The organism is Methylomagnum ishizawai, assembly GCF_019670005.1.
Taxonomy (GTDB): Bacteria; Pseudomonadota; Gammaproteobacteria; order Methylococcales; family Methylococcaceae; genus Methylomagnum; species Methylomagnum ishizawai.
The window spans coordinates 4,433,128-4,456,513 of sequence record NZ_AP019783.1 but is presented as its reverse complement, the minus strand read 5'-3'; the positions used below and the strand labels follow the sequence as shown (position 1 = coordinate 4,456,513).

21 protein-coding genes and 2 pseudogenes are annotated in these 23,386 nt (G+C 67.6%); 10 read left to right on the top strand and 13 right to left on the bottom strand.

Features of this window, described 5'->3' with window-relative positions:
- Positions 1–237 precede the first annotated feature (237 nt).
- The 7 genes from K5658_RS20080 (at position 238) to K5658_RS20050 (ending at position 6,996) form a co-directional block, all read left to right on the top strand.
- Entirely contained in the window at positions 238–2,034 is a 1,797-nt protein-coding gene (locus K5658_RS20080; RefSeq protein ID WP_221064828.1) for a sigma-54-dependent Fis family transcriptional regulator, read from the top strand.
- Positions 2,031–2,426 (top strand): hypothetical protein, encoded by a 396-nt coding sequence (locus K5658_RS20075; RefSeq protein WP_221064827.1) that lies wholly within the window; start codon positions 2,031–2,033, stop codon positions 2,424–2,426. The genes K5658_RS20080 and K5658_RS20075 overlap by 4 nt, the downstream gene beginning before the upstream one ends.
- Before the next feature lie 571 nt (positions 2,427–2,997).
- Positions 2,998–4,263, top strand: a complete 1,266-nt coding sequence (gene clpX / locus K5658_RS20070; protein WP_221064826.1) for an ATP-dependent Clp protease ATP-binding subunit ClpX — start codon at positions 2,998–3,000, stop codon at positions 4,261–4,263.
- A 9-nt stretch (positions 4,264–4,272) separates the two neighbouring features.
- On the top strand, positions 4,273–4,599 hold the full coding sequence (locus K5658_RS20065) for a hypothetical protein (protein WP_221064825.1): 327 nt from the start codon (positions 4,273–4,275) through the stop codon (positions 4,597–4,599).
- A complete protein-coding gene (locus tag K5658_RS20060; RefSeq protein WP_221064824.1) occupies positions 4,596–5,030 on the top strand; it encodes a FixH family protein in 435 nt (144 codons plus the stop codon). Before K5658_RS20065 ends, K5658_RS20060 begins: the two co-directional genes overlap by 4 nt.
- Before the next feature lie 4 nt (positions 5,031–5,034).
- Complete coding sequence (locus tag K5658_RS20055) at positions 5,035–6,375, top strand: multiheme c-type cytochrome (protein WP_221064823.1); 1,341 nt, start codon at positions 5,035–5,037, stop codon at positions 6,373–6,375.
- 3 nt (positions 6,376–6,378) lie between these two features.
- Complete coding sequence (locus K5658_RS20050) at positions 6,379–6,996, top strand: SCO family protein (protein WP_221064822.1); 618 nt, start codon at positions 6,379–6,381, stop codon at positions 6,994–6,996.
- 72 nt (positions 6,997–7,068) lie between these two features.
- On the opposite strand, the gene tig is transcribed toward K5658_RS20050, so the two are convergent.
- The 5 genes from tig to K5658_RS20025 are packed head-to-tail and all read right to left on the bottom strand — an operon-like array spanning position 7,069 to position 11,372.
- Positions 7,069–8,424 (bottom strand): trigger factor, encoded by a 1,356-nt coding sequence (tig, locus tag K5658_RS20045; RefSeq protein WP_221064821.1) that lies wholly within the window; start codon positions 8,422–8,424, stop codon positions 7,069–7,071.
- A 24-nt stretch (positions 8,425–8,448) separates the two neighbouring features.
- Entirely contained in the window at positions 8,449–9,045 is a 597-nt protein-coding gene (locus K5658_RS20040) for a CBS domain-containing protein (RefSeq protein WP_221064820.1), read from the bottom strand.
- A 28-nt stretch (positions 9,046–9,073) separates the two neighbouring features.
- Positions 9,074–9,706 carry a c-type cytochrome gene (locus K5658_RS20035; RefSeq protein ID WP_246628665.1) on the bottom strand — a complete coding sequence of 211 codons (633 nt, stop codon included), beginning with the start codon at positions 9,704–9,706 and terminating at the stop codon, positions 9,074–9,076.
- 9 nt (positions 9,707–9,715) lie between these two features.
- Positions 9,716–10,432, bottom strand: coding sequence for a hypothetical protein (locus tag K5658_RS20030; RefSeq protein WP_221064818.1), 717 nt, complete (start codon positions 10,430–10,432; stop codon positions 9,716–9,718).
- Positions 10,410–11,372: a hypothetical protein gene (locus tag K5658_RS20025; RefSeq protein WP_246628517.1), complete on the bottom strand. Its 963-nt coding sequence runs from the start codon at positions 11,370–11,372 to the stop codon at positions 10,410–10,412. The genes K5658_RS20030 and K5658_RS20025 overlap by 23 nt, the downstream gene beginning before the upstream one ends.
- 509 nt (positions 11,373–11,881) lie before the next feature.
- Between K5658_RS20025 and K5658_RS20020 the strand changes: the two genes are divergently transcribed.
- The 3 genes and pseudogenes from K5658_RS20020 to K5658_RS24235 form a co-directional block, all read left to right on the top strand.
- Positions 11,882–12,136, top strand: a complete 255-nt coding sequence (locus K5658_RS20020; protein ID WP_221064817.1) for a hypothetical protein — start codon at positions 11,882–11,884, stop codon at positions 12,134–12,136.
- A gap of 48 nt (positions 12,137–12,184) precedes the next feature.
- On the top strand, positions 12,185–12,847 hold the full coding sequence (locus K5658_RS20015) for a sodium/proton-translocating pyrophosphatase (protein ID WP_221064816.1): 663 nt from the start codon (positions 12,185–12,187) through the stop codon (positions 12,845–12,847).
- Positions 12,820–13,380 (top strand): annotated as a pseudogene (locus K5658_RS24235) (sodium/proton-translocating pyrophosphatase); the annotation flags it as partial. The gene K5658_RS20015 and the pseudogene K5658_RS24235, both read left to right, overlap by 28 nt.
- A gap of 95 nt (positions 13,381–13,475) precedes the next feature.
- On the opposite strand, the pseudogene K5658_RS24230 reads toward K5658_RS24235, so the two are convergent.
- The 8 genes and pseudogenes from K5658_RS24230 to K5658_RS19975 all read right to left on the bottom strand — a co-directional run.
- Positions 13,476–14,117: pseudogene (locus K5658_RS24230) on the bottom strand (dynamin family protein); the annotation flags it as partial.
- Positions 14,118–14,506: 389 nt separating this feature from the next.
- Entirely contained in the window at positions 14,507–15,961 is a 1,455-nt protein-coding gene (locus K5658_RS20005; RefSeq protein ID WP_221064814.1) for an efflux transporter outer membrane subunit, read from the bottom strand.
- Positions 15,958–16,929: an efflux RND transporter periplasmic adaptor subunit gene (locus K5658_RS20000; RefSeq protein ID WP_221064813.1), complete on the bottom strand. Its 972-nt coding sequence runs from the start codon at positions 16,927–16,929 to the stop codon at positions 15,958–15,960. Before K5658_RS20000 ends, K5658_RS20005 begins: the two co-directional genes overlap by 4 nt.
- Before the next feature lie 31 nt (positions 16,930–16,960).
- The gene (locus K5658_RS19995) at positions 16,961–17,689 is read right to left on the bottom strand and encodes an ABC transporter ATP-binding protein (protein WP_221064812.1); all 729 of its coding nucleotides are present in this window, start codon (positions 17,687–17,689) and stop codon (positions 16,961–16,963) included.
- Positions 17,690–17,693: 4 nt separating this feature from the next.
- Complete coding sequence (locus tag K5658_RS19990; RefSeq protein WP_221064811.1) at positions 17,694–18,854, bottom strand: ABC transporter permease; 1,161 nt, start codon at positions 18,852–18,854, stop codon at positions 17,694–17,696.
- A complete protein-coding gene (locus tag K5658_RS19985) occupies positions 18,851–19,495 on the bottom strand; it encodes a DUF1956 domain-containing protein (RefSeq protein WP_221064810.1) in 645 nt (214 codons plus the stop codon). The genes K5658_RS19990 and K5658_RS19985 overlap by 4 nt, the downstream gene beginning before the upstream one ends.
- 107 nt (positions 19,496–19,602) lie before the next feature.
- Positions 19,603–22,401 carry an alkaline phosphatase family protein gene (locus K5658_RS19980; protein ID WP_221064809.1) on the bottom strand — a complete coding sequence of 933 codons (2,799 nt, stop codon included), beginning with the start codon at positions 22,399–22,401 and terminating at the stop codon, positions 19,603–19,605.
- A gap of 49 nt (positions 22,402–22,450) precedes the next feature.
- Positions 22,451–23,176: a PEP-CTERM sorting domain-containing protein gene (locus tag K5658_RS19975; protein WP_221064808.1), complete on the bottom strand. Its 726-nt coding sequence runs from the start codon at positions 23,174–23,176 to the stop codon at positions 22,451–22,453.
- Positions 23,177–23,386 lie beyond the last annotated feature (210 nt).

The following is a 23,386-nucleotide window of genomic DNA, read 5'->3' as shown; positions in this document are numbered from 1 at the left end:
CCGGCTTCGATTTTTAACCTACCTCACTTGGTGGATGTATCCGGGGGGTAATCTTGTTCCTCCCCTAAGATCACTCCATTCCGGCGGCAGCCGCGGCAATACGCCGCATTGCCGCCTTTTTTTTTGGACAGTATCATGCCGCCCAAACTGGAATCGCCGTGATTCCCAATAAAGATAATAATTAAAGAAGCTATGCATGGGCTTTAATCGTAACCACGATCTATTTCCTGTGCGCCTATGTTCACCCAGCTCAACACCTGCCTCTCGGTTCCGGTCGATCACCTGCCGGAATCCCACCCCCACCCCAATGCGCCGCCGACCGGCGACGACCGCGCCCGCCGCGCCTGGGAAACCCTGAGCGCGACCGGAAAGCTCCCGGACGACGGCGAACTGCTCCGTCCCGAGATCGGCCATGCCTGGCGGCGTTGCCTCGTCGAACACCGGCTCCCCCCCGGCGGCGACCAGGCCAAGGGCGAACCCCGGCCCGTCCCCGGCATGATTACCGGATTCGGCGGGGCCGATTTCGTCGATCTGCTGGGCCGCGTCAGCCCTTTGCTCAAGGGTACGCGCCTGTCGTTGCTGGTGGCGACCCCCGACGCCCGCTTGCTGCACATCGCCGAGAACCAGCTCGAAACCTCCCCGCTCATGCGCGACCTGGCCCGCCGCGGCTCCGATTGGCGCGAAGCCGCGCTGGGCAACAACGGCGTGGGCACCGCCGCCCTGCTGGGCATCCCCGCCGCCTTCAGCGGGCGGGAGCATTTTTCCAAGCGCCTGCATGCCTTCTGCACCGTGGGCTATCCGCTGGAAGGCCCGGATGGCCGGGTGGCCGGGGTGATCGGGCTGGTGGGCGATTGCGAGGTGGCGGCCTCGGTGTTGTTGGGCGTGATGGGACTCATCATGCGCTTGTTGCAGGCGGAAACCCCGCTGCGTTCCCCCAGCGGTTTCGACACCGCGTTCCGTTTCGTGGAGCGCGGCTACGGTGGAGAGTCCGATATGGCTGCCGGCACGATCTACCGCGATACCCTGGCCGACGATCTGGTGCGGCAGGCGGCGCGTTTGCAGGCCCGCAACATCCCCATCCTCATCACCGGGGAATCCGGGGTCGGCAAGGAGCATCTGGTGCGCCTGATCCACGCGGCGGGCTGCCGCCGCGACGGTCCCATGGTCGCCATCAATTGCGCCTCCATCCCCCGCGACCTGATCGAGAGCGAGTTGTTCGGCTACGAGGGCGGCAGCTTCACCGGGGCCAGGAGCCAGGGCAAGCCGGGCAAATTCCTCCTGGCCTCCAAGGGCGTCTTGTTCCTGGACGAGATCGGCGATATGAGCTTCGATCTCCAGGCCACCTTGCTGCGGGTGTTGGAGAACGGCGAATTCGTGCCGGTGGGCGGCACCAAGCCGATCAAGGCCGATGTGCATGTGATCGCCGCCACCAATATCAAGCTGCTGGACGCGGTGGAACAGGGCCGGTTCCGGCGCGACCTCTACTACCGGCTCAACGGCGCCCAGTTCCGCCTGCCGCCGCTGCGCGAGCGCCCGGACAAGCGCCAACTCATCGAGTACCTGCTGGTCCGCGAATGCGCCCAGGCCGAGGTCGAACCCAAGCGGCTCGATCCCAACCTGATGGACCTGTTCCTGGGCCATCCCTGGCCGGGCAATATCCGCGAACTCCGCAACCTGCTGCGCAACCTGGTGTCGGTGGTGAACCGCGCAACCCTGGAAGTGGGCGACCTGCCCATCGATTTCCTGGAGGAAATGGGCTTCGTGCCGCGCCCGGACCCCGCGCCCCAAGCGCCCGCGACCCCCGCCCCGATAACCGGACCGGCCGCCTTGCCATCCCATCCGGGGACGCCCTCGCTGGAGGATTGGGAATGCCTCGCCATCGAATCCGCCCTGCGCCAAGCCGATGGCAACGTGGCCGAGACCGCCCGCATCCTGGGGATTTCCCGCAGCACCCTGTACGTCAAGCTGCAACGCTACAACCTGACGCCGCCCCGGCGGCACCGTCCCGCCCCGGCCGGAGGACAGCCCGCATGACCGTCGTCGAAGCCATCCGAATCGCCAAGGAGCGCGGCTTTACCCCGGAATTGCAGGCCGTGGCCCTGGACTCGGGCGACCCCGAACTGGCCTACCGTTTCGCCTACGCGGTGGAGGAAGCCGACCTCGACGCGCTGGAAACCGTGGTGCTGCGCTCGCCGCACCCGCGCTTGGTGTTCGATTTCGCCTTGGTCAAGGCCGAGCGCGGCGGCGATGTGGCGCGGCTACAAGAGGCCGTCGTCGCGTCCGGCGACGCCGGGCTGATGATCCTGTTCGCCGCCGATGTCGAAGGAGCCGATATCGAGCGTCTGGAAGACGCCGTGCGCGCCCATCCCGACGCCAAGTACAGCCTTTTGTTCGAGGCGGAGATGCGGCAGAAGGGCCATTATTGAGGCGAAAAAAAGCCCGCGCCGCCTGGAGCATTTTCGGCTTGGGTGTACGTCCGGCGTAGGGTGGGCATGGATTCATGCCCACCCTTTGCGGGGCACCCTACAAATAACATGAAAATGCCCTGGGGCGGAGCGGGCGTAGTCAGAGAGGCTATGCGGGAGTTTTAAGAGCAGTTATCGGGCCAACCCCCGTAATCCCCGGCCCGGCCTACCGATTCCCACCACCCCGGCCCGCCATGCCGGCCGATTCCCGTGTGAAATGCCGGGAAAATCATGGTTTTCACCCAGCACCGCGAAAAACCCGGCCATCCGGTATCGACCCACTACGGATAATTCCGCCAAGCCCCGGTCGGGATAAGCCGCCCATCCCGGTGATAGGCCCAGGCTTCAAAATGCCGTGGAATCCTGGTATATAATCCATGAGCGCGATGGTTATACCTGGAAAAATAACTATCCGTCCGAATATAGGGCGGTATGGGGATAGCCACGGTGGAACGTCCTGAAATCGGACAAGATAATTATCCAAACCATGGACGCCCCGTGGGCCGGGGCGCGATTTCCGGAGGATCGGGCGATGAGCCAGGAAAGAAACGGCGGAACCGAGGGGCGCAAAACGCTCTATTGTTCCTTCTGCGGCAAAACCCAGCACGAGGTGCGGAAGATGATCGCCGGTCCCACGGTGTTCATCTGCGACGAGTGCGTCGATTCCTGCAATGGCGTCCTGGACGGCCAAGCCAGGGAGGCGCTGGTGGCGGCGGTGGCGGACCTGCCCAAGCCCATGGAGATCAAGGCGGTCCTCGACCAGTACGTGGTGGGCCAGGACCACGCCAAGCGGGTGCTGGCGGTGGCGGTCTATTCCCACTACAAGCGCCAGCGGGCCATGGCCCTGGGACGGCGGGGCGGGGTGGAACTGGCCAAGAGCAACATCCTCCTGATCGGCCCCACCGGCTCCGGCAAAACCCTCCTGGCCGAGACCCTGGCCCGGCTCTTGGACGTGCCGTTCGCCATCGCCGATGCCACCGGGCTGACCGAGGCCGGCTATATCGGCGAGGATGTCGAGGGCATCGTCGGCAAGTTGCTGCAAAGGTGCGACTACGACGTGGCGGCGGCCCAGTCGGGCATCGTCTATATCGACGAGGTCGACAAGATCGCCCGCCGCGCCGGGGACAACGCCGCCCGCGACGTGTCGGGCGAGGGCGTGCAGCAAGCCCTGCTCAAGCTGATCGAGGGCACGGTGGTGCGGGTGCCCGCGCCCGGCGGCAGGAAGCACGCCCCGCAGGACCCTATCGAGGTCGATACCACCCATATCCTGTTCATCTGTGGCGGGGCCTTCGCCGGCCTGGAACGGGTGGTGGGGTTCCGCGTCGAACCCGGCGGCATCGGTTTCGCCGCCGAGGTCCAGGGCGCGGCGGGGCGGCGTCCGGTTTCCGAATGGCTCCGGGAGGCCGGGGCCGAGGATTTGATCCGCTTCGGCCTGATCCCCGAGTTCGTGGGGCGCTTGCCGGTGGTCGCCATCCTCGAAGAATTGGACGAGGACGCCTTGCTGGCCATCCTCACCCAGCCCCGCAACGCCTTGGTCAAGCAATACCGGCACCTGTTCGAACTGGACGGCGGCGAATTGGAAATCCACGAGGACGCCTTGCGCCATATCGCCCGGCGGGCCTTGGAGCGGAAGACCGGGGCCAGGGGGCTGCGGGCCTTGCTGGAAGCCTTGCTGCTGGATGCCATGTACGAACTGCCTTCGCTGGACGGCGCGGCCACGGTGCGGGTCGATGGCGCGTCCGCCCGCAACGGTACCCCGCCGCGCCTGGTCGTGGGCGGACAACAACGCTACGCCTGAGGGGGAAGCATGTCCAAGAAGATCGATAAGGGCTCGGACGACAAGACGGCGGGCATCCGCTTCCACATCAGCTCGGCGCGGATGGCGATAGGCAAGCTCAGCTATGTGGCTTTCCAGCGCTATCTCGACGAGATGGAGCGCTCGATGTACCTGTGCCCGGAATGCGGCTGGCGCGGGCGCGGCAAGGAACTGGTGCCGATGGAGCGCGACGACGGGGACGCCTATTCCATCGAACACGAAGGCGATTGTTGGTACGCCTGCCCCAAATGCGAGGCCGAGGTGCCGGTGGAACGGCCCGTGATGCGGGCCGCGCCGGGCGGGAATCCTGGCGGATGAGGCGGGATTTCCCGCTGGGCGTGCCGGTGCTATGCCTCTGGGCGGCTTTGTCGATACCGGCCCCGGCGGCGGCATCGCCCAAACCATGCGCCGATCCGGGGACGGAACAACGGGTCGGCGGGCTGCGGGTGGTCCTGGTCGGTGGGTCGCCCACCCCCGCCGCGACCGGCCCCAACCTCTGGACGGTGCGGATCGAGGGGCGGAACGGCAAACCGCTGGCCGGGGCGGCGGTGGCGCTGCGCCCCTTCATGGAAGCCCACGGCCACGGTACGGTGCCCGACCACTTCCAGGGCGAGGAGGAAGCGCCGGGCCGCTACCGGCTCGGTCCCTTCGACCTGTTCATGCCGGGCGATTGGCGGATGGAAATCCGGGTCGCGCCGCGCCGGGGCCGGCCCGCCGCCGCCGTGTTCCATGCCTGTATCCAGGAGTAGGGCGATGCGGAGAGCTTGGCTGGCGGCTTGCGCGCCGCTCTTGGCCGGGACGGTCCTGGCCGCGCCGACCCTGCCGGACGATCCGGCCTCCTGCGGGCGTTGCCATCCCGGGCATTACCGGGAATGGGCCGGCAGCATGCACGCCTACGCGGTGAAGGACCCGGTGTTCCGGGCCATGAACCGGCTGGGCCAGGACGCCACCGGCGGCAAGCTGGGCGATTTCTGCGTCGCTTGCCACGCGCCCCTGGCGGTGCGCCGCGGCCTGACCCGCGACGGCTTGAACCTCGACCAGGTGCCGGAAACCCTGCACGGCGTCACCTGCCAGTTTTGCCATACGGTCGAGGCGGTCGAGGGCGGGCACAACCATCCCCTGCGCCTCGCCGGGGATGGCGCGGTCCGGGGTGGCATCGCCGATCCCGTCGCCAACGCCGTCCATGCCTCGCGCTATTCCGCCTTGCACGACCACGCCCGGCCCGAGTCGGCGGCGCTGTGCGGGAGTTGCCACGATATCGATACCCCGCCGCCGACCCCGGTGGCCTTGGAGCGCACCTTCCGGGAGTGGCGGACTTCCGTGTATGCCCGTCCCAGGGACCGGGGCGGCCTGACCTGCGGCGGCTGCCATATGCCGGGTCGCGACGGTCCCGCCGCCGATGTGCCGGATGCGCCGCCGCGGCGGGTCCATTCCCACCGCTGGCCGGGGGTGGATGTGGCCCTGGAGGATTTCCCCGACAAGGAGGCGCAACGGGCCGCGATCCAGCGCCTGTTGGATAGCGCGGTGGCGGGCCGGTTGTGCGTGGGGATGGGCAAGCGGGGCGTGGAGTTGCGCGTGACCTTGGAGAACCTCGCCGCCGGGCACGCCTTCCCCAGCGGCGCGGCCCAGGATCGGCGTTTGTGGGTGGAGGTGTCGGCGCGGCGCGGCGGCAAACAGGTGTTCGCCAGCGGCTTGGAAGGGCCGGAACCACCCGCCCAGGGCGCGGGCGATCCCCGGCCCTGGGTGTTCCGGGATATCCTGCGCGACGTCCACGGCGCGGAAACCCACCGCTTTTGGGAGGCCGCCCGCATCGAATCCAAGCTGCTGCCGGTGCCGGTGGCGGACGCCCAGGGCCGCGCCGCCCACCATGTCTCGCGGACCTACCGCTATCCCGACCGGCGCTTGCCGGATACGGTCGAGGTCGCGGTGCGGCTGCGGCCCATAGGCCGCGACGTGCTGGACGAACTGGTGCGGCTCGGCTATCTGGAGGCGGAGGACCGCGAGCAGGTGCCCACCTTCGGTTTGGGCGGGGCGCGTCTGTCCTGGCGGGCCGCCGCGGGGCGGACCTGCGTCGAACCGGCGGCGCGGCGCTGAGCCATGGCGTCCCGGTCCAATTCCAGGCCGTCGCGGGGGTGGCTGGCGCTGTGCGCCTGCCTCGCCATCGCGGCGGGCCTGTCCCGTTGCCAGCCGCCCCAGGGTGCCTTGCCGGAATTGCGCTCGGGGGTGTTGCTGCCCCGGCCCCGTCCGCTGGATCCGGCGGGTTTGGTCCTGGACGATGGTGCGCCCTTGGCAGATTTCCTGGGACGGGGGCGGTGGACCGTGGTTTTCACCGGCTATACCCATTGTCCCGACGCCTGTCCCACCACCCTGGCCCAGTTGGCGCGGGCGCGGTCCCTGCCGGGGGCCGGAGGGGTCCGGGTCTTGTTCCTCTCGGTCGATCCGGGGCGCGACACGCCCGAGCGCCTGGGTCTTTATGTCCGCCATTTCGATCCCGGTTTCCGCGCCGCCACCGGCCCCGCCGGGCGGGTGGCGGCGTTCGTGGCCGGGCTGGGCGCGGCCTTCCAACAGGACGGGGACGGCGGGAACTACCGGGTCGATCATTCCACGGCGCTGGTTCTGGTCGATCCCTTGGGCAGGTTGGCGGGTTATCTGACGCCGCCGTTCACGCCGGAGACCCTCGCCGCCGACCTCGGCGCGGTGGCGGCGGTGCCGTAGCCGGGGAAGGGCGAAAAAAAACGGCGAAGCAAGCTTCGCCGCGAGTGGGGAGCATCATACCAACGATTTTTTCTAGGCCGGGCTTGCCTCCGGCCGCCAGGCGCGCATGAATTCGCCGAAGCTCACCGGCATGTCCACCACCTGGGCGCGCTCCAACACCCAATCGACCACCCGGTCCTCCAGCAGGGCCGATTCCAATTCCGCCATCATCCCCGCGTTGCCGCGCAGCCGGGCCGCGGCCTCGGCGGGATCGGCGCATTCGGCGGCGATGGTCGCCACCAAGCCGTCCAGCGCTTCCGGTTCCGCCTTGAGTCCATGTTCGGCCACGATGCGGGCCAGGACCAGGCCCAGGGCCACATGGTGGCGGGCGCGGTCCCCGACCAGCAGCGCGACCAATTCCCCGTCCTCTTCTTCCTGGCGACCCTCGGCGCGGAGTTGGGCGCGGGCCTCCTCCAACAGGCGCTGGGTCTCGGCCTCGACCCTGGATTTGGGCAGGGGGATGGGGTGGGCCTCGCGCAGGGTTTCCAGCACCCGTTGCTTGAACAGGGCGTGGCAGTTCGCCAGGGCCTCGGCCTCCATGGTGGCGCGGGTTTCCGCCCGCAGCGCGGCGAGGCCCCCAGCGTGACCGAGCTTTTGGGCGAGGGCGTCGTTCAGTTCGGGCAGATGGGGTTCCTCCACCGAGCAGATATGCAAAGTGAAGCGTACTTCCCGCCCGGCCAGATGATCTTTCTCATAGTCGTTGGGGAAGCCGATCAGCAGGTCCACGAATTCCCCGGCGCGGGCGCCTTCGATCTGGCGGGCGAATTCGTCCTGCACCCCCGCGCCGAACGCCCCGCCCTGGACCTTGGCCCCCAGCACCAACGGGATGCGGCGGATTTCGCGCAGGGGTTCGTGGTCCATATGGCCTTGCAGGTCGAACAGCACCCGGTCGCCGCGTTGGGCCGGGCGGTCGGTGGGCAGCCATTCCAGATGCAAGCGGCGCAGCGCCTCCAGCATCGCATCGACATCGGTTTCGGCGATATCCACCACCTGCCGTTCGATTTTGAGGGTTTCCGGCGGCACCAGGGCGAAGTCGGGGTAGACCTCGAAGGTGGCGACGAAGGTCGGTTCCGGGGCGTCCGCCGGGGCGGCCAGCACCGTTTCGCGCAATTCGATGACCGGCACGCCGACCGGCTGGACGCGGGCCTCGCGGGCGGCTTCGCGGAAGGCTTCGGTCAGCAGGTCGTCGATGACCTCCTGCCGGAGCCGGGGACCGAACTGGCGTTCCACCACGGCCAGCGGGGCGCGGCCCGGACGGAAGCCGTCGAGCTGGGCCCGGCCCGCGCAGTCCCGCAGCCGCCGCTTCACCTCGGCGTAGATGCGTTGGGCGGGGATGGCGAAGCTCATGCGGCGTTCGAGGCCGTCTAATTCTTCGAGCGTGATGTTCAAGGGTTTGTCTCCGGGGTTGGGGGTTCAGGCGGGAGGGGCGGTTTCCAGGGCCGCGATGGCCGCGAACAGCCGGTCGATATCGAAGGTCCGCAGCGGCAGGCCCAGTTGGCGGGCGATCTGAGTGATGGAGAACACCCCGCACACCGAGCGCCCGGTGGTTTCGGCGACCAGGGCGTGATGGCGGCGGGCCTGGCGCAGGCTGGCGACGATGTGGCCGACCTGGGCCGCGCGGACTTCCGCCAAGTTCAGGGTCTCCACCTCGGCCAGCCCGGTCATGATGTCGCCGACCCGGATATCGGCATGGGTGCCGCCCATGCGCCGCAGGTGGCGCAGGGGTTTCTCGCCCAGGATATCGTTGGCGGTGAGCAACCCGGCCAGGCGGTCCTGGTCGTCCAGGACCAACAGCAGGCGCACCCCGTGGCGGATCATCTTGGCGTTGGCTTGTTCCATCGGGGTGTTGATCCAGGCCGTGATGGCCGGCACCTGGCGCAGGTCGGTCATCGCCGATAGCGCCGGGCTGTCGAAGCCGAGGCGTTCGGGCAATTCCTGGCTCGGGCGGGCGATGGCGGACCCTGGGTCCAGGATGCGGGCGCGCAAGGGCGGGAACTTGCTGTTCGTCATGGCGGGGCTCCTGTGTTCGGGAACGGGTTCAGCGGCTGAAATAACCGGCCAGCGCCTGGATTTCGGCGGCGGTGAGTTCGCGGGCGATCATGCCCATGCCGTGGTTGATGTCGTTGGCGCGGCCGCCCTCCTTGAAGCGGGTCAGGGCGGCGACGAAGTAGGCGCGGTTCTGGCCGGTGATGGCGGGCAGCGCTTCCCAGCCCTGGCCGTCCGCGCCGTGGCAGGCTTCGCAGGGCGGGATCAGCCGGGTCCGGTCGCCGCGCAGCAGGGCGGGCGGGGCGGTGGACTCGTGGGCCGGGGCGGGCCGGGGCAGGCCGCCCAGCCAGGCCGCGATATCGGCCATGTCCGCCGCGTCCAGGGTGGAGGCCATGGCCGCCATGGTCGCGGCCTCGCCGCCGCCGACCCGGCCTGCCTTGAAGTCCAGCAGCATCTTGTAGAGGTACAACGGCCTTTGTCCGGCCAGCACCGGCCATTCGCGGCGCTCGGCGACCCCGGCCTCGCCATGGCAGCCGCCGCAGCCGCCGTCGGCGTAGCGTTGGCGGCCCCGGCCGGGGTCGCCCTGGGGCTTGGCGGCGAGGGCGGCGTCCCAGGCGGGGACGCCGAGCCTCGGCGGCGGCGGGTGGCGCGGCGAAGGCCAGCCAGCCCCACAGCGGGGCGGTATAGAGCAGTTTCATGGGTTCATCCTTGGCGCAGCAGGGTGAGGAATCCGAACAGGAAATATTGGGCGACCCAGGCCCCCAGCGCCGCCACCGCCCAGGCGGGCCACCCTGGGCGAGGCGGTATAGGGCGTGGCCGCTTTCCCCGCCTCCCAGGACAAGGCCACGGAGAACGCCACCGCCGGTCCCCCCAGGGCGGCGAAGGTGAGGAAGAACAAGCCCGCCCCGTAGCCATCGACATGCACGGCATAGGTGGCGAGGTCGTAGCCATGGGCACCGCCCAGGATGGCGAGGCGCAAGGCTTCCCGTCCGCAGGCGATGGCGAGCAGGGCGGCGGTGGCGATGGCGAAGGGCCGGTAATCCCCGCCTCCGGCCTTGAACAGCAGCGGACAGACCGCCAGGGCCAGGGTCGCGACCAGGGCCAGCACCGACCATAACGAGGCCGCGAAGCCCTGGGCGGTGCCGGGCAGGGAGGACATCCAGGCGCTATAGCACAGCAGGGCCAACAATCCGCCGCCGCTCATCAGCCGCGAGCCCAGCTGGCCCAGCCAGCGGGTGTAGTCGCGGTCTTCGCCGGGACGCTGGTTCAGATAGCGTTCGCAGCCCCACAGCCAAGCCCCCGTCACCGGCACGGCCAGCACCACGAAATACAGGAAGCGGACGGCGCTCCAGGCGTGCAGCCCGGAGACCAGTACGCCACGATCAAGATCACGATGAAGCCCATCGCCCACCGCGCCGATAGCACGTTCGAGACGTACCAGAACGGATCGTAGAGGGTTTGCACGAACAGCAGGGGGGCCACGCCCAGTACGATGGTGATGGAAATCGCCACCTTGGCGGTGTCCAGCATGGCCGAGGACAGGCGCCGCCAGCGCGGTGCCTTGTCGGCACGAAATAACCCGGCAGGCGGGTTTTGAGCAGGATATGGGCGCTTTCCGGCAGGGTCGCCAAGCCCCATTGGAAACAGACCGAACCCAGGATCGCCGCCGGGATGCCGAGCCGGGACAGCTTGCCGGTCATCTCGGCGCGGAAGGCCGTGTCCTCGATGCGGGAGGCGATCAAGCCCCCGGCCAGGGCCGCCGCCATCAGCATGAAACAGGTGCGGCTGGCGATCTGGGCGAAGGTGTAGGGACCATAGAAGCCGTCGAGGCTCGATCCGGTCTCGAACCAGGCGGATTGTCCCGGCCATAGCATGAACGACAGGATGCCGACGATCACCAGCAGGGTGGCCCAGGACGCCAGCCCGAAAATCCAGGCGACGCGGAGGTAGCTCCGCCGGTCCACCCTCCCCGCCAGATAGACCATCAAGTAGATGCCCACCACCTCCACCACGAAGAACACCCATTCCGTGGCCCAGTACCACACATAGGCGTGGATCAGGGCGCCCAGCCCGCGCGGGCTCGCCACCGTGGCCGAGAACCAGATGCCCGGCCCGGTGATGGAACCCAGCACATAGGAAAACACCAGCAGGAACACGCCGTAGCGCCGCACATATTCCAAAAGCTCCGGGCGGTCGCGGCGTACGGCCACGGTCGCCAGCCAAGTGGTCACCAGCGCCGCCCCCACCGAGGTGTGCGAGGCCAGCACATGGATGACGGCGATCACGCCCAGCACCCAGCCACTGCCCAAGGTGGGTTCGTACCAAGTGGGATAAAGCCCGAGCATCTCCATCCAGGGGACTCCTTCAAGGGTTTGTTGCCGACCAGCGCGACCGGGCGGATATACCCCGGAATCGGCCATCAATCTTGTTGTGAAAACCATGCCGGGCATCGTTAATAGGGTATATATACCCCCGTCTGGCCGAGCCGGATTATCCTGTCACGGTTGCCCGCCGGAGGTAAATGCGGCAAAAGGACGCAGGACAATTTGCCGCGCCGCCCCCGGTTGAAAACAGTGCTTTCATTCTGCGGAAATTTTTTATTTTTCCTTTATAAACAAAGATTTATATTGATTAAGCGGTGGCTGGTCCGGGGCTTGATCCGGTTTATTATAATCTGTCTTAATATGCCAAATCCTGGTCGGATAAAGGCAATATGTCCGGTTTCAGGTCTATATTTAAAGAATATTATAAAAACGCCCGGAAACCGGACGCCCCATGGCGGGGTCGACCGGAAACCGGACGTGGTGCCGGGGCTATGTCTTCCCTTTTCGATTTACTCCGAATGACCCGAGGCAACTTGATGAACAGTTTGCAATTCAACGCCGGGGACGATCCCCATACCCGTATCAACGGCAAGGGCCGCGAGGAACCCCTGCACTGGCCGTCCAGCCGCTACTTCCAAATCCATTTCGAGCAGATCCATCTGGCGATGGCCGAGATGCGCCAGGAGTTGGAACTGCTACGGCGGGAACTGGCGGATACCCGGCGGCGCTCCGGTGCCTGCCCGCGTTGCGGCCGCGGCGGCACGACCTACACCAGCCGCAACCTGAGTTGATCCATTGGGAGCATTAAAGTACTGGCATTCGCCCTCGCCTCCGGGCCATTGGCGGCGAGCTATGGCTGGGGGCGGGGTTGGACCCTGGGCCGCCGTCGGGGGAACACCCCGGAACTGGAACGGGCGGCCGCCGCGGTGGGTTCCGCCGCCGCGGCCCTGGTCGGGCGCGGTTATCTCGCCACCGGGCTGGTCTTGCTGACGGTGCTGGGATTGACCTTCACCAAGGCGGCGGTCCTGGGCGATAGCTATGTGGTCGGCTGGATCGCCAACGGCGTGTTGGTCGGCGGGCTGGGTTCGGCGCTGGCGGGTTGGGTGGGTTTGAGGATCGCCCTGGGGGCCGGTCGGCACGCCGCCGGGACGGCGGGGCTGGGACGGGCGCAGGCCCTGGCCCCGGTCGCCATCGGCGGCGCGGCGGTGGGGGCCTGGGTGGCCGGGTTGGCCCTGGCCGGGGTCGCGGGTTATTACTGGGTGGCGCAAGCGGCCTTGCCGGTCGATATCGCCCTGCGCGGCTTGTTGGGCGGGTCGCTGGGCGGGTCGCTGGGCGGGTCGCTGTCGAGTTTGGCGGCGCGGGTCGGCATGGGCACGGGAGCCGCCGGGGCCGGTCTCGCGGACCAGGGGGGCGATCCGCCCCGCGACGGAGCCTTGCTGCCGGTTTGGCCGGGAATTGCGTCGGGGTGGCGGGCATGGCCGCCGATTTGTACGAAAGCCTGACCGTGATCCTGGTCGCGGCCATGTGGCTGGGCCGGGCCTTGTTCGGGGCGGATAGCGCCTGGGTCGAGTTCCCCTTGCTGGTGGCGGGGGCGATCCTGCCCGCCACCCTGGCCGGGGGGTGGTTCGTGCGCTTGGTGCGCGGACGGGGGCGGGTGATGGGGGCCGTATACCGCGGCGTCCTGGTTTCCGTGCTGCTGGGGGGCGGCGCGGTGTTCTACGCCGTCGATTGGTTCCTGGGGCGGTCGGGGGCGGTGCCGGTGTTGGACCGGGCGGGTGCCTGCGGCGCGGTCGCCGTGGGCCTGGCCCTGGCCCTGGCCCTGGTCCTGCTGCTGGTGGCGCTGGTCGAACACCGGGTGGCCCTGGGTTCGGCCCAGGTCAGGCGGGTCGCGGCGGCCTCCGCCGAAGGACCGGCGGGCAACCTGGTCACGGGCCTGGGCTCGGTCTGGATGCCCTTGTTGGCGGTGGGCGCGGCGCTGGCGGCGGCGTATCGCTTGGGCGGGGACGTGCCCGGTGGCGGCTTGTACGCGGTCGCCTTGTTGGCGGTGGGCGCGCCCGGAACCGCCCTGGCGAACTCGGCCACCGGCCCGATATCGCCGTCTTCCAGGCGGTCGATCTTGTTCAGCGCGAAGAAAATCCGCTGGGCGTGGACGCCGACCGTTTCCAGGAAATCCAGTTCGGCCTGGCCGACCGGCTGGTCCGCCGCCAGCACGAACAGGGCGGCATCGCAGCGCGGCAGGGCCGCGTGGGTGGTCAAGGTGTTATGGCGATGGGCCGAACCCACGCCCGGCGTATCCACCAGGCGCAGCCCGCGCTCCAATAGGGGGGCCGGGAAGGCGATGCGGATCGCCGCCACGCCCTTGGCGTTGCCGGGATTGGCGGCCTCGGTGGCGTAGTCGGCGAGTTGGTCGCGGCCGATGGCGAGCCGTTCCCCGTCGTCGAACCGGACCTCGATGGCCAGCGCCCCGCCATGGCCGATTTCGACCGGCACCGAGGTCAATGGCAACACGCCGGTGGGCAGCAGGTTTTCCCCCAGCAGGGCATTCACCAGGCAGCTTTTGCCGCGCTTGAATTCGCCCACCACCGCCAGGTCGAAGCGCTCCGCCGCCAGCTTGGCGGCCAGCGCCCGGCAGGGCGCGGCCACGGGGGGATGGAGGCGGGCGAGCCGGTCCAGGAGTCCCAGCGCCTCGGATTGGGCCGCGGCATAGGCGGCCAGCCGCGCCGGAGGGGCGGGGGAATCCGGGAGGAGGTTATGGGCGGGCTCGGAAAACATATCGATACCTTCGATAAATCCCGGATAATCTCATGCCGCACAACCCGCGTAAATAAGGCAAAATGTCACACCGAAACCCGGTTTGACGGTCGGCCCATGGGGGTTTTAACTGGCGGGGCTCTCGGCGTTTTGCGGGTTGGGGCGGGGTGCCCGTGCCGGTCCGGGTGCCCGGTCCATGCGGCTTGTAGGGCATGGCGGCGGGAGGGGCAAGCTTCGGGCGCGGGGTTATAAAAAAGGGGGATCAGTCGATCCCGTCCGGTATTTGTGCGGTGCGAACATAATTCCGGGAAAAGCGTCCTGGAATCGGACGGATACTCTTATCCAAACGCCGTGGGGTGCAGCCTTCCGCGGCGTTTGGCCTGCCGAAGCCGGCGGGCGCGGGGTCGCCGCTATTCCGCCGCGGCGGTGTCCATCTGGGCGCGGTCGGGTTCCACCACCTGCCAGCCCCCGCCCAGGGCCTTGTACAAAGCCACCAAGTCGGTTGAAACCAGGGACTCGCTGGCGACCAGGTTGCTCTCCGCCGCATACAGCGCCCGCTGGGTTTCCAGCACGTCCAGGAAGGTCGTCAAACCCCGGGCGTAGCGCTCTTCCGCCAGGGCCATCGCCAAGCGGCTGGCTTCGACCGCCTCGGCCAAATCGGTCCGGCGGCGCTGTTCCTCCGCATAGGCGGCGAGGGCGTCCTCCACTTCCTTGAAGGCGTTCAGCACCGTGCTTTGATAGGTCAGGAAAGCCTGCTGGTGCTGGGCTTGTTTGCTGTCGATATTGGCCTGGATGCGGCCCCAGTTGAAGATGGGCAGGCTCACCGAGGAGGCCATGGACCAGGATTTGCCGATGGGCGTGAAATCGGTGATGTGAGTGTTCTGGATGCCGATGAAGGCCGAGAGGTTGATTTTGGGATAGAGTTCGGCGATGGCGACCCCGACCTGGGCGTTGGCCGCCGCCAACAGCCGCTCGCTCTTGCGGATATCCGGACGGCGGCGCAAGAGTTCCGACGGCAGGTCGGCCACCAGGCCGGGCGCGGCGCTGGGGACCCGCGCCGTTTCGCCCGGCAGTTCGGCCAGTTGGGCAGGGGCCTGGCCCAGCAGCACGGCCAGGGCGTGCAGGGCTTGTTGGAGTCCGGTGGTGTACACCGGCAATTGGGCGCGGGTGGTGGCGACCTGGGCTTCTTGCTGCGAAACCTCCAGTCCCGTGGCGAGCCCGGCCCGTTCGCGGGCGCGGGTCAGTTCGAGGGTGTCGGCCTGGGCGCGGAGGTTGTCCTGGGTGATGGCGATTTGGCGCTGGTTGGCGCGGACCCCGATGTATTGCCGGGCCACTTCGCCCAACAGGGACACCACCACGGCGCGGCGGTTTTCCTCCTCGGCGTCGAGCGAGGCTTCGGCGGCCTCGAAGGCGCGTTGCACCCCGCCGAAGAAATCCAATTCCCATTGGGCGTCGAAGCCGGTCTGGAAGATGTTGACGATCTGCTTGCCCACGCCCAGGCCGCTGCCCGCCGCGCTGCCCGAGTTGCCGCTGCTGGCGAAGTTGTTGAGCCTGCGGCTGGTGCTGTTGTGGGCATCCAGGCTGGGCAGGGCGCTGGCGATGATGCTGTGGCCCTGGGCGCGGGCGTCGGCGATGCGGGCGGCGGTTTGCTTGAGGTCGAGGTTCGCGGCCAGGGCTTGCCGGACCAGCCGGTCCAGCACCGGGTCGTTGAACGCCTTCCACCATTCGGCGGCGGGCGCGGTGGCCTGGGCGGGGGCTTCGCGCCAGCGCGGCGGCGTGGGCAGTTTGGGCCGTTCGTAATCGGGACCGACCGTGCAGCCGGCCAGCAGCCCCGCCAGCAACCAGGGCAGGAGGCGCGGCTTCATGGCCGGGCTCCCGGCGCCGCGGAGGCCGCCGCGTCTTCGGCCGGCGCTTCGATGAACACATCCAACTGCTGGCCGACATAGGCCGGCAATCGGTCGCGGTCGAAGCTGTAGAGCGCTTGCAGCACGCGGGTATCCACCCGCTCGGTGCTGTCCCCGGTGAGGGAGCGCTTGGGCACCACATAGGGCTCGACATAGGACAGGGTCAGGGGGGCGCTGAAGCGGCGGTTGCCGCGCAGGAAGGCCACCGCCTTGCCGCCGGGCCGGAAGCGCCAGGCATCGTTCTCGTCGATATCGACCCGGACATGGGGATGGTCCAGGTTGCCCATCACCAACAATGGCGTGCTGTTTACCCCGGCCTGGGCGAATTCGCCGGGCCGCACATTGATTTGCAACACCTCGCCCGCCATCGGCGCCCGGATGACGAGGCGGTCCAGCGTGGTCTTGATGGCTTCCAATTGCGCCTCGGCCTGGGTCACCTGGGCCTTGGCGCTGTCGAGCCGGGCTTTGGCGATGAGCAAGGCGTTGCGGCGGCGGTCGAGTTCCTCGGTGCTGATGGCGCGGCGGTCGGTGACGGCTTCGGCCAGGGTCAGCAGGGTTTTGGCATCGGTGACGGAGGCGGCGGCTTCGGCCACCCCGGCCTGGGCGCGGATCAGGTCGGCGCGGCGGATGGCGAGTTCGGCCTGGGGCTCGCGGTCGTCCAGGACGAACAGCACCGCGCCCGCCTCGATCCTATCGCCGACCTTCACGGCCAGGGTTTTGACGATGCCGGGCAGGGGCGTGCCGATTTCCAGGTTGTGGCTGCGGGCCTCGACGATGCCGGAACCGGCGATGAAGTTGGGGAAGGGGGCTTGGGCCGGTTCCGACACGGGTTGGGCGATGGCCTGGGGCTGGTTGCCGTGGACCGCCGAATACACCCCGAACAGGAAGCCGGCCAGGGCGAGGGTGGGGAGGATGGGTTTAGGGAGCATACTGCCTCCGGGGCAGGGGTTTTTGTTCGGTTCAGGGGGAGGGTTGTCCGCGCTTGGGCGTTTCGATTTGGATAATCCGCCCATCGTCCATGTGCGCCATGCGGTCGGCGAACTCGAAGATGCGGGCGTCGTGGGTCACGATCACCAACACCTTGTGGGCGTCCAGGGCCACTTCCCGCAGTAGTTCCATCACCGTGTGGCCGGTTTGATGGTCGAGGGCGCTGGTGGGTTCGTCGCAGACGATGAGGCGCGGGTTGTGGACCAGGGCGCGGGCGATGGCGACCCGCTGCTGTTGTCCGCCCGATAACTGCGAGGGCAGGGAGCGCAGGCGCTCGCCCAGGCCCACCCGCTCCAGCACCGCCGCGGCCCGGCGCTCGGCTTCCTGGCGCGGCACGCCGTTGATGATGAGGGGCACGGCGGCGTTCTCGGTGGTGGTCAGGGACGGCAGCAGGTTGTAGGCCTGGAATACGAAGCCGATGTTCTCGGCCCGGAATTTCAACTTGCGTTTCTGCGGCAGATGGGCCAAATCCTGGCCGAACACCTCGCACATGCCTGCGCTCTGGTCGAGTATCCCGGCGATGATGGAAATCAAGGTGGTCTTGCCGCAGCCGGACGGACCCACCAGCATCATCAATTCGCCTTGGCGGATGTCGAGATCGATCCCGCGCAGGGCGGTGAGCTTCTGCCCGCCGGTGTCGTAGGTTTTGACCACGCCTTGGCAGCGCACGGCCAGCGGGGCGGTTTGGGTGTTTGGAGCCATGGTTTCACCCTTTGAACACGGTCGCCGGTTCCAGCTTGATCACCTTGCGGATACTGATGAGGGCGGCGAATATGCAGATCAACGTCACCCCCACCCCGCTGAACACCAGCAATTGCCAGGGGAATTTGAAGGCCAGGATGGTGTTGCGCATCGACCAGCCGAACAGCGAGGTCAGCCCCACGCCCAGGCCGTAGCCGGTGCAGCCCACCAAGGCCGCCTGTAACAGGATCATCGACAGCAAGGTGCCATTGCTGGCCCCCATGGCTTTCAGCACGCCGAACTGGCGCAGGTTTTCCAGGGTGAAGCTGTAGAAGGTCTGGCCCGCGATGGCCGCGCCCACGATGAAACCCAGGGCCACCGACATGCCGAAATTGATGGGGATGCCGGTGTTCTGCATGAAGTAGTCCACGGTGAGCTGTTTGAAGCCTTGCTGGGAGTACGCGGCGAGGCCGGTGTTGCCCTGGATGCGCTGGATCAGGGCCGGAATATCGATGCCGGGCTTGGCCTTGACCAAGACGAAGGATAGGAGCTTGCGTTCCCTGGGGGCGTAGGTGGTGGCTCGCGTATAGGTGGTGTAGATCACCGGTTGCGATTGGAAGGTGCGCGTCACCTTGGCCAGTCCCACCACGATGGCGCGGCGGTCGTTGAGTTCCAGGGTATCGCCGAGCTTGAGCGGCGTGGGTTGGCCGCCGGGGGTGGCGGGCGGTTTCGCCAGTTTTTCCCTGGCCCCGTCGATGTCCACGATCACGCCGTCGCTGCGGCGCAGGTCTTCGAGCCGGCCTTCCAGCATCTGGGGCGGGCCACCGATCAGGGTGGCGTCGTCCAGGCCCACCACGATGCAGGTCTGGAAATTGCCGTTCGACAGCCGCGCCTTGATCAAGCCCTTGTACAAGGGCATGGCCCATTCCACCCCGGAAATCCCCCGCACCCGGTAGAGTTCGGTGTCCTGTAGGGGTTTGATGTCGTCCACGAACTGCACCTTGGCATCCATGACCCAGATATCGGGCAGGCCCAGGTCGGTGATGAAGCTGTAGGTCCGCGCCATCAGCCCGACGAAGATGGCCGGTTGCTGGGTCATGATGAGGGAGGCGAAGGTCAGGCCCATCACGATGCCGAGGTATTTGCCGCGGTCGCCCATCAGCATTTTCAGCGCGATGTAGTTCATGCTTGGCTCCCGGCGGCGAGTTGCTTGAGCGCCGCCAATGTGTAGCGGGTGATGAAGTCGGCGGTTTCGGCGATGGCTTCGGGGCTGCCGATGACTTCCGGACAGAGGCGGTCCACCAGGGGCCGGGAATGCTGGTAGACCAGGCAAAGTCCCAGGATGGCGAAGATGCAGCGGGCAATATCGGGGTCCCGCCAGCCGGGACCGAGCAAGTCCGGCAGGATTTCGCGGAGGTTTTGGATGCGGGGGCGCAGGATCGTCTCGACGATATAGTCCAGGGCCGGGGTGGGGTCGGCGATTTCGCGGGCGATCAAGCGGCCATAGCTGCCGAACAAGCTGTTGTCGGTGAGCCGGAGCAACAGGGCGCGGATGAAGGATCCGAGCCGCTCTTCCGGGGACAGGCTGGCATCGAAGGCCGGGTTCTGTGGATAGCGGCGGTCGCCTTCCTGGAAGGCCAGGGCCAGGGCGGCGTGGTAGAGGGCTTCCTTGCCGCCGAAGTAATAATTGACCGAGGCGGGATTGACGCTCGCCTTGGCGCAGATGTCCCGCACCGTGGCATCGCGGAAGCCGCGTTCGCCGAAGACTTCCACGGCGGCTTGCAAAAGGCGGTCGCGGGCTTGTTCGTTGTCTTGGGGTTCGTTCATCGGGGTGTTTAAACAGTTGTTTGAATCTAGCGTATTAAACAGCTGTTTAAACGTCAAGCGGAATTTTTCCTGGTTTTCCCCAGGCCGTGGACGGCCCGCGTCGCGGGTCAGGCGAGCCGCTGTCGGCGCAGGCCGGGATCGACCGCCCCGGCCATGGCCGCTTCGTCCAGCGTCCCGCCCAGGAAGCGGTTGACCAGGGCGGCGGTGGCGGCGGGCTCGGCCAGGACGGTCCGGTAATCCACCGCCAACACCCGGACCCGCTCCGGGCGCGCCGCCAGCACCGCCCGCACGGAGTCCATCTGTTTGAGATAGGCCGCCGCCAAGGCCCGTTCCGAAAGCTTGCCGCCGGTTTTGCCCAGGTCCGCCAGCATCGCCGCCTGCGAGGCCACGATTTCCTTGAGGGGCCGCTCCATGAACACGATGCGGTAGCTGTGGCCCAGGGGCAGGCTGGGCAGCAGGGGCGCGACGATCTTCACCGCTTGGCCGCCGGCCCCGTCCAGCCAGGAGGTATCGGCGTCCCGGCCCAGCCGTTTCACCGCTGCCAATTCCAGGTAGCCGCGCGGGTTGTTCGCATCGGCGGCGCGTTCGCCGTCGGTGAGGAGGCGGAGCCCGCCCGCCGCCAACATCTGCATCATCATCGAGGTGCCCGAGCGCGGCAGTCCCGACACCACCACGATTTCGCCGTCCAGCGCGGGCAGGGGGCCGGGGGTGGAGAGCGTCGCCACCGAGGCGGATTTCAAGAGGTCCAGGTCCAGCTTCACATCGGCGTCTTCCGGCAAGCCCTGCCCGGTCCGGAAGGCGGCGATGCGCTGCCTTGAGGCGCGGGCCAGCGCCCGGTGTTCCGAGGCCCGGTCCAGTTGTCCGCGGTGCCGGTAGAGCCCGGCCAGCAGGCGGTGGGCGGCGGGGAAGACCGGATTTTGGGCCAGGGCGGTGTTGAGTGCCGCGATGGCTTCGTCCGGGCGGCCCAGGCGGCGCAGCGCGATGGCGCACAAGCAGTGGGCCAGGGGGTTGTGGTAGATCAGCCCGATGGCGGCCAGGGCCGAATCCAGCGCCGCTTGCGGGCGCTTCAGTGCCAGATGGACCCGACAGAGTCCCAGTGGGGCCTGGGCGTCGGTGGGGTCGATGGCGAGGACCTCCCGCAGCTTGGCCTCGGCCTCGCCCCAGCGCCGCAGGGCCATCAAGGCTTCGGCCTGGTGCTGGAACAGGCTGGGGCGGTGGTGGACCTGCACCGCCATCGCCTGGGCGAAGGCCGCCAGGGCTTGTTCGGGCCGGCCTTCCGCCGCCAGCACCCGCCCGTGCAGGAAGGCGAAGGTGTGGCGGTTCACCCCGGCTTTTTTGCGGAGTTGGTTCAACTTGCGCTGTTCGTGTTCGGTGAGGTCTTCCGGCCGCTTGTCTTGCCATTCTTCGTTGAGCTGCTGCAATTCCGCCGCCGCCGCCTGGGCATAGCGTTCCTTCTCCCGTTGCAGGCGTTCCAGGGTCTCGCGGGCCGCGGCGGGCCGGTCCAGCCGTAGCTGGCATTCCAGCATATGCACGCCGAACCGGCCCTCGTCCGGCCATTGCGCCCACAATTCGGCGTAGAGGGCCATGGCCTCGGGCAGGTGTTGGCTGTCCTGGTAGTCCCGCGCCAGGTTGTAGCGCAACTCCTTCACCGTGTGGGCGGCGGCTTGTTCCAGGTCCGCGGCGGGTGGGTCGATATAACCCAATTCCACCAGTTGCTTGAGCGCCTCGGCCTGGTCTACCGGATCGGCTTGCATCCCGGCGGGGTGCAGCCCGGCCTCGCCCGGCACTTCGTCCCAACTGGGGAGGTAATCGACCGCGGGCGGTTCCGCGAAGGCGTTCAAAAGCGGCTTGCCGTCCATATCGCGGCCCAGCGGCAGGCCGTACAAGGCCAGGATGGTCGGGGTCACGTCCAACAGACTGGCCCCGAACAGCAGTTCGTCCCGCTTCAAATCCGGCCCCCGCATGGCGATGACGCCGAAATGGCGGTGTTCGTCGGCGGGTCCGGCCGGTTCGTTGGGGAGTTCCTGGGGGCGCAGGTGGTCGGGGTGGAAACCGTGGTCGGAGACGATGATGACGGTGGTATCGTCCCCGGCCAGTTGCAGATAGGTGCCCAGCATCAGGTCGTGGAAGCGGTAGCCGCTGTTCACCACGTCCTGGTATAGCTCGAAATCCTCCTCGGAAATCCAGTGCGGCCGGGGCGGGTGGTATTTCATGAAGCCGTGGCAGAAATGGTCGATGCCGTCGAAATACACCGCCATGAAATCCCAAGGCTCCAATTGCATGAGGGCGGTGGCGGCGGCGTGGATGCCGGCGTTCTCGGCGATGATCTTGGCGATGGCGTAGAGCCGCTGGTCCTGGCGCTGGTCGATCCCGGCGGCCTTGGGCACGAACAGCCGCAGCATGTCGCCGTCCAGTTCCTGTGGATGGATGCGGAATTCGGCCAGGGCCTCGGCGAGGCGCGGCGGATGGACGGTGCCGGGCCGCAGCGGCCAGGCTTGGCCCAGGGGCGCGGTGGCCTGTTGGAAGTGGTTGGAGACCATGGCGCCCGAGATCGGCTCCGCCGGATGCGAGGGCCACCAGCCCACCACGTTGGAGCGCAGGCCGTTCTGTTGGAGGATGTTCCACAGCGCCTTGGTTTTCCGTCCCAGGTTGGTGATGGGGCGCACGCCGCCGGTTTGGGGGTCCGGCTCGGAAAAGCCGTGGATGCCGTGTTTGTGGGCGCGTTTGCCGGTGGCGATGGAAGTCCACAGCATGGGCGAGAGGACCGGGTACAGGGTGGAGAGGTTGCCCATCACGCCCTGGCCGACGATTTTTTCCAGGTTGGGCATCTGGCCCGTGTCCAGCAGGGGGGTGATGACTTTCCAATCGGCGGCGTCCCAGCCGAGGAGGAGGATTTTCTTGGCCATGGGGGGAACCCGGTGGAAAGGACCGGCCCGGTCCGCGCCGAGCCGGGGATTAGGCCGCCTGCCTGCGCCTGCGCCAAGCCCGGAGCCCGCCCGCGCCCGCGCCCAGCAAGGCCAGCGATGGCGTGCCGGGTTCGGGGACGGCGGCGGCGCAACCGACACCGCCCGGCCCGCTGGTTTCGCCCACGCAGATGGCGGCGTAGGGGGTGTCGTTGTAGGCCCACTGGCTGATGGTGAACTCTTGGCTGGATAGGGAGATGGTCATTTCGGCCCAGCCATAGAAATAATCGATCCCATCGGTGAAGCTGAAGCCGAAATAGCCCGGCACGTCCGCGGCGAAGCCTTGGGGAGCGCTCCCCAGGTTCCCGGAACTCGTTATAAAGCGATAGGTGGCCCCAAAGCCGCCCGCATAACCCGATGCCAAGCTGTTGCCGACCTTGAAACCTAGCGGCAGGTTCGCGATCCCGAATGGGTTGCCCGGTCCCGTTTGCGCCACGAAGCCGCTGCCGTTCAGTCCCGAGCTGAAGATGACGAGCCCGGATCGTAAGCAACCACAACCACTGGAAAACGAAAGCCCGAATTCATCGCCGTTGCCGCTCGCGCTATCCACATCCCAGAAGACGGGGGTTGATGCAGAGGGCCCGGGCGAACTGATGGGGGTGTTGGAATAAATGACGCCGGCTTCCGCCCCGGCGGGGAGCAGGGCGAGGGAGCCGGCGGCGAGGGCGATCTTGTCGCCGTAGCGGGGGCTGGGTATGGGTTTGGTGGATTGCGGCATCGCTATAATCCTTGGTGCGTGTTGTTGGGGCGGGGGGAAGGGGTTCGCATCATCAAGCAGAAACCATTCCAGCGTATATGAATCAACTGGTTATCCCAATGCCGCCCTGGGTTGTAAGAAATACCAGAATATGGCGGGCTTTGGCGTCCGGGGCTTGGCCTGGTCGCGCATGAGCTTCAAGGCAAACTTTGGACCCCCAGAGACTAACAA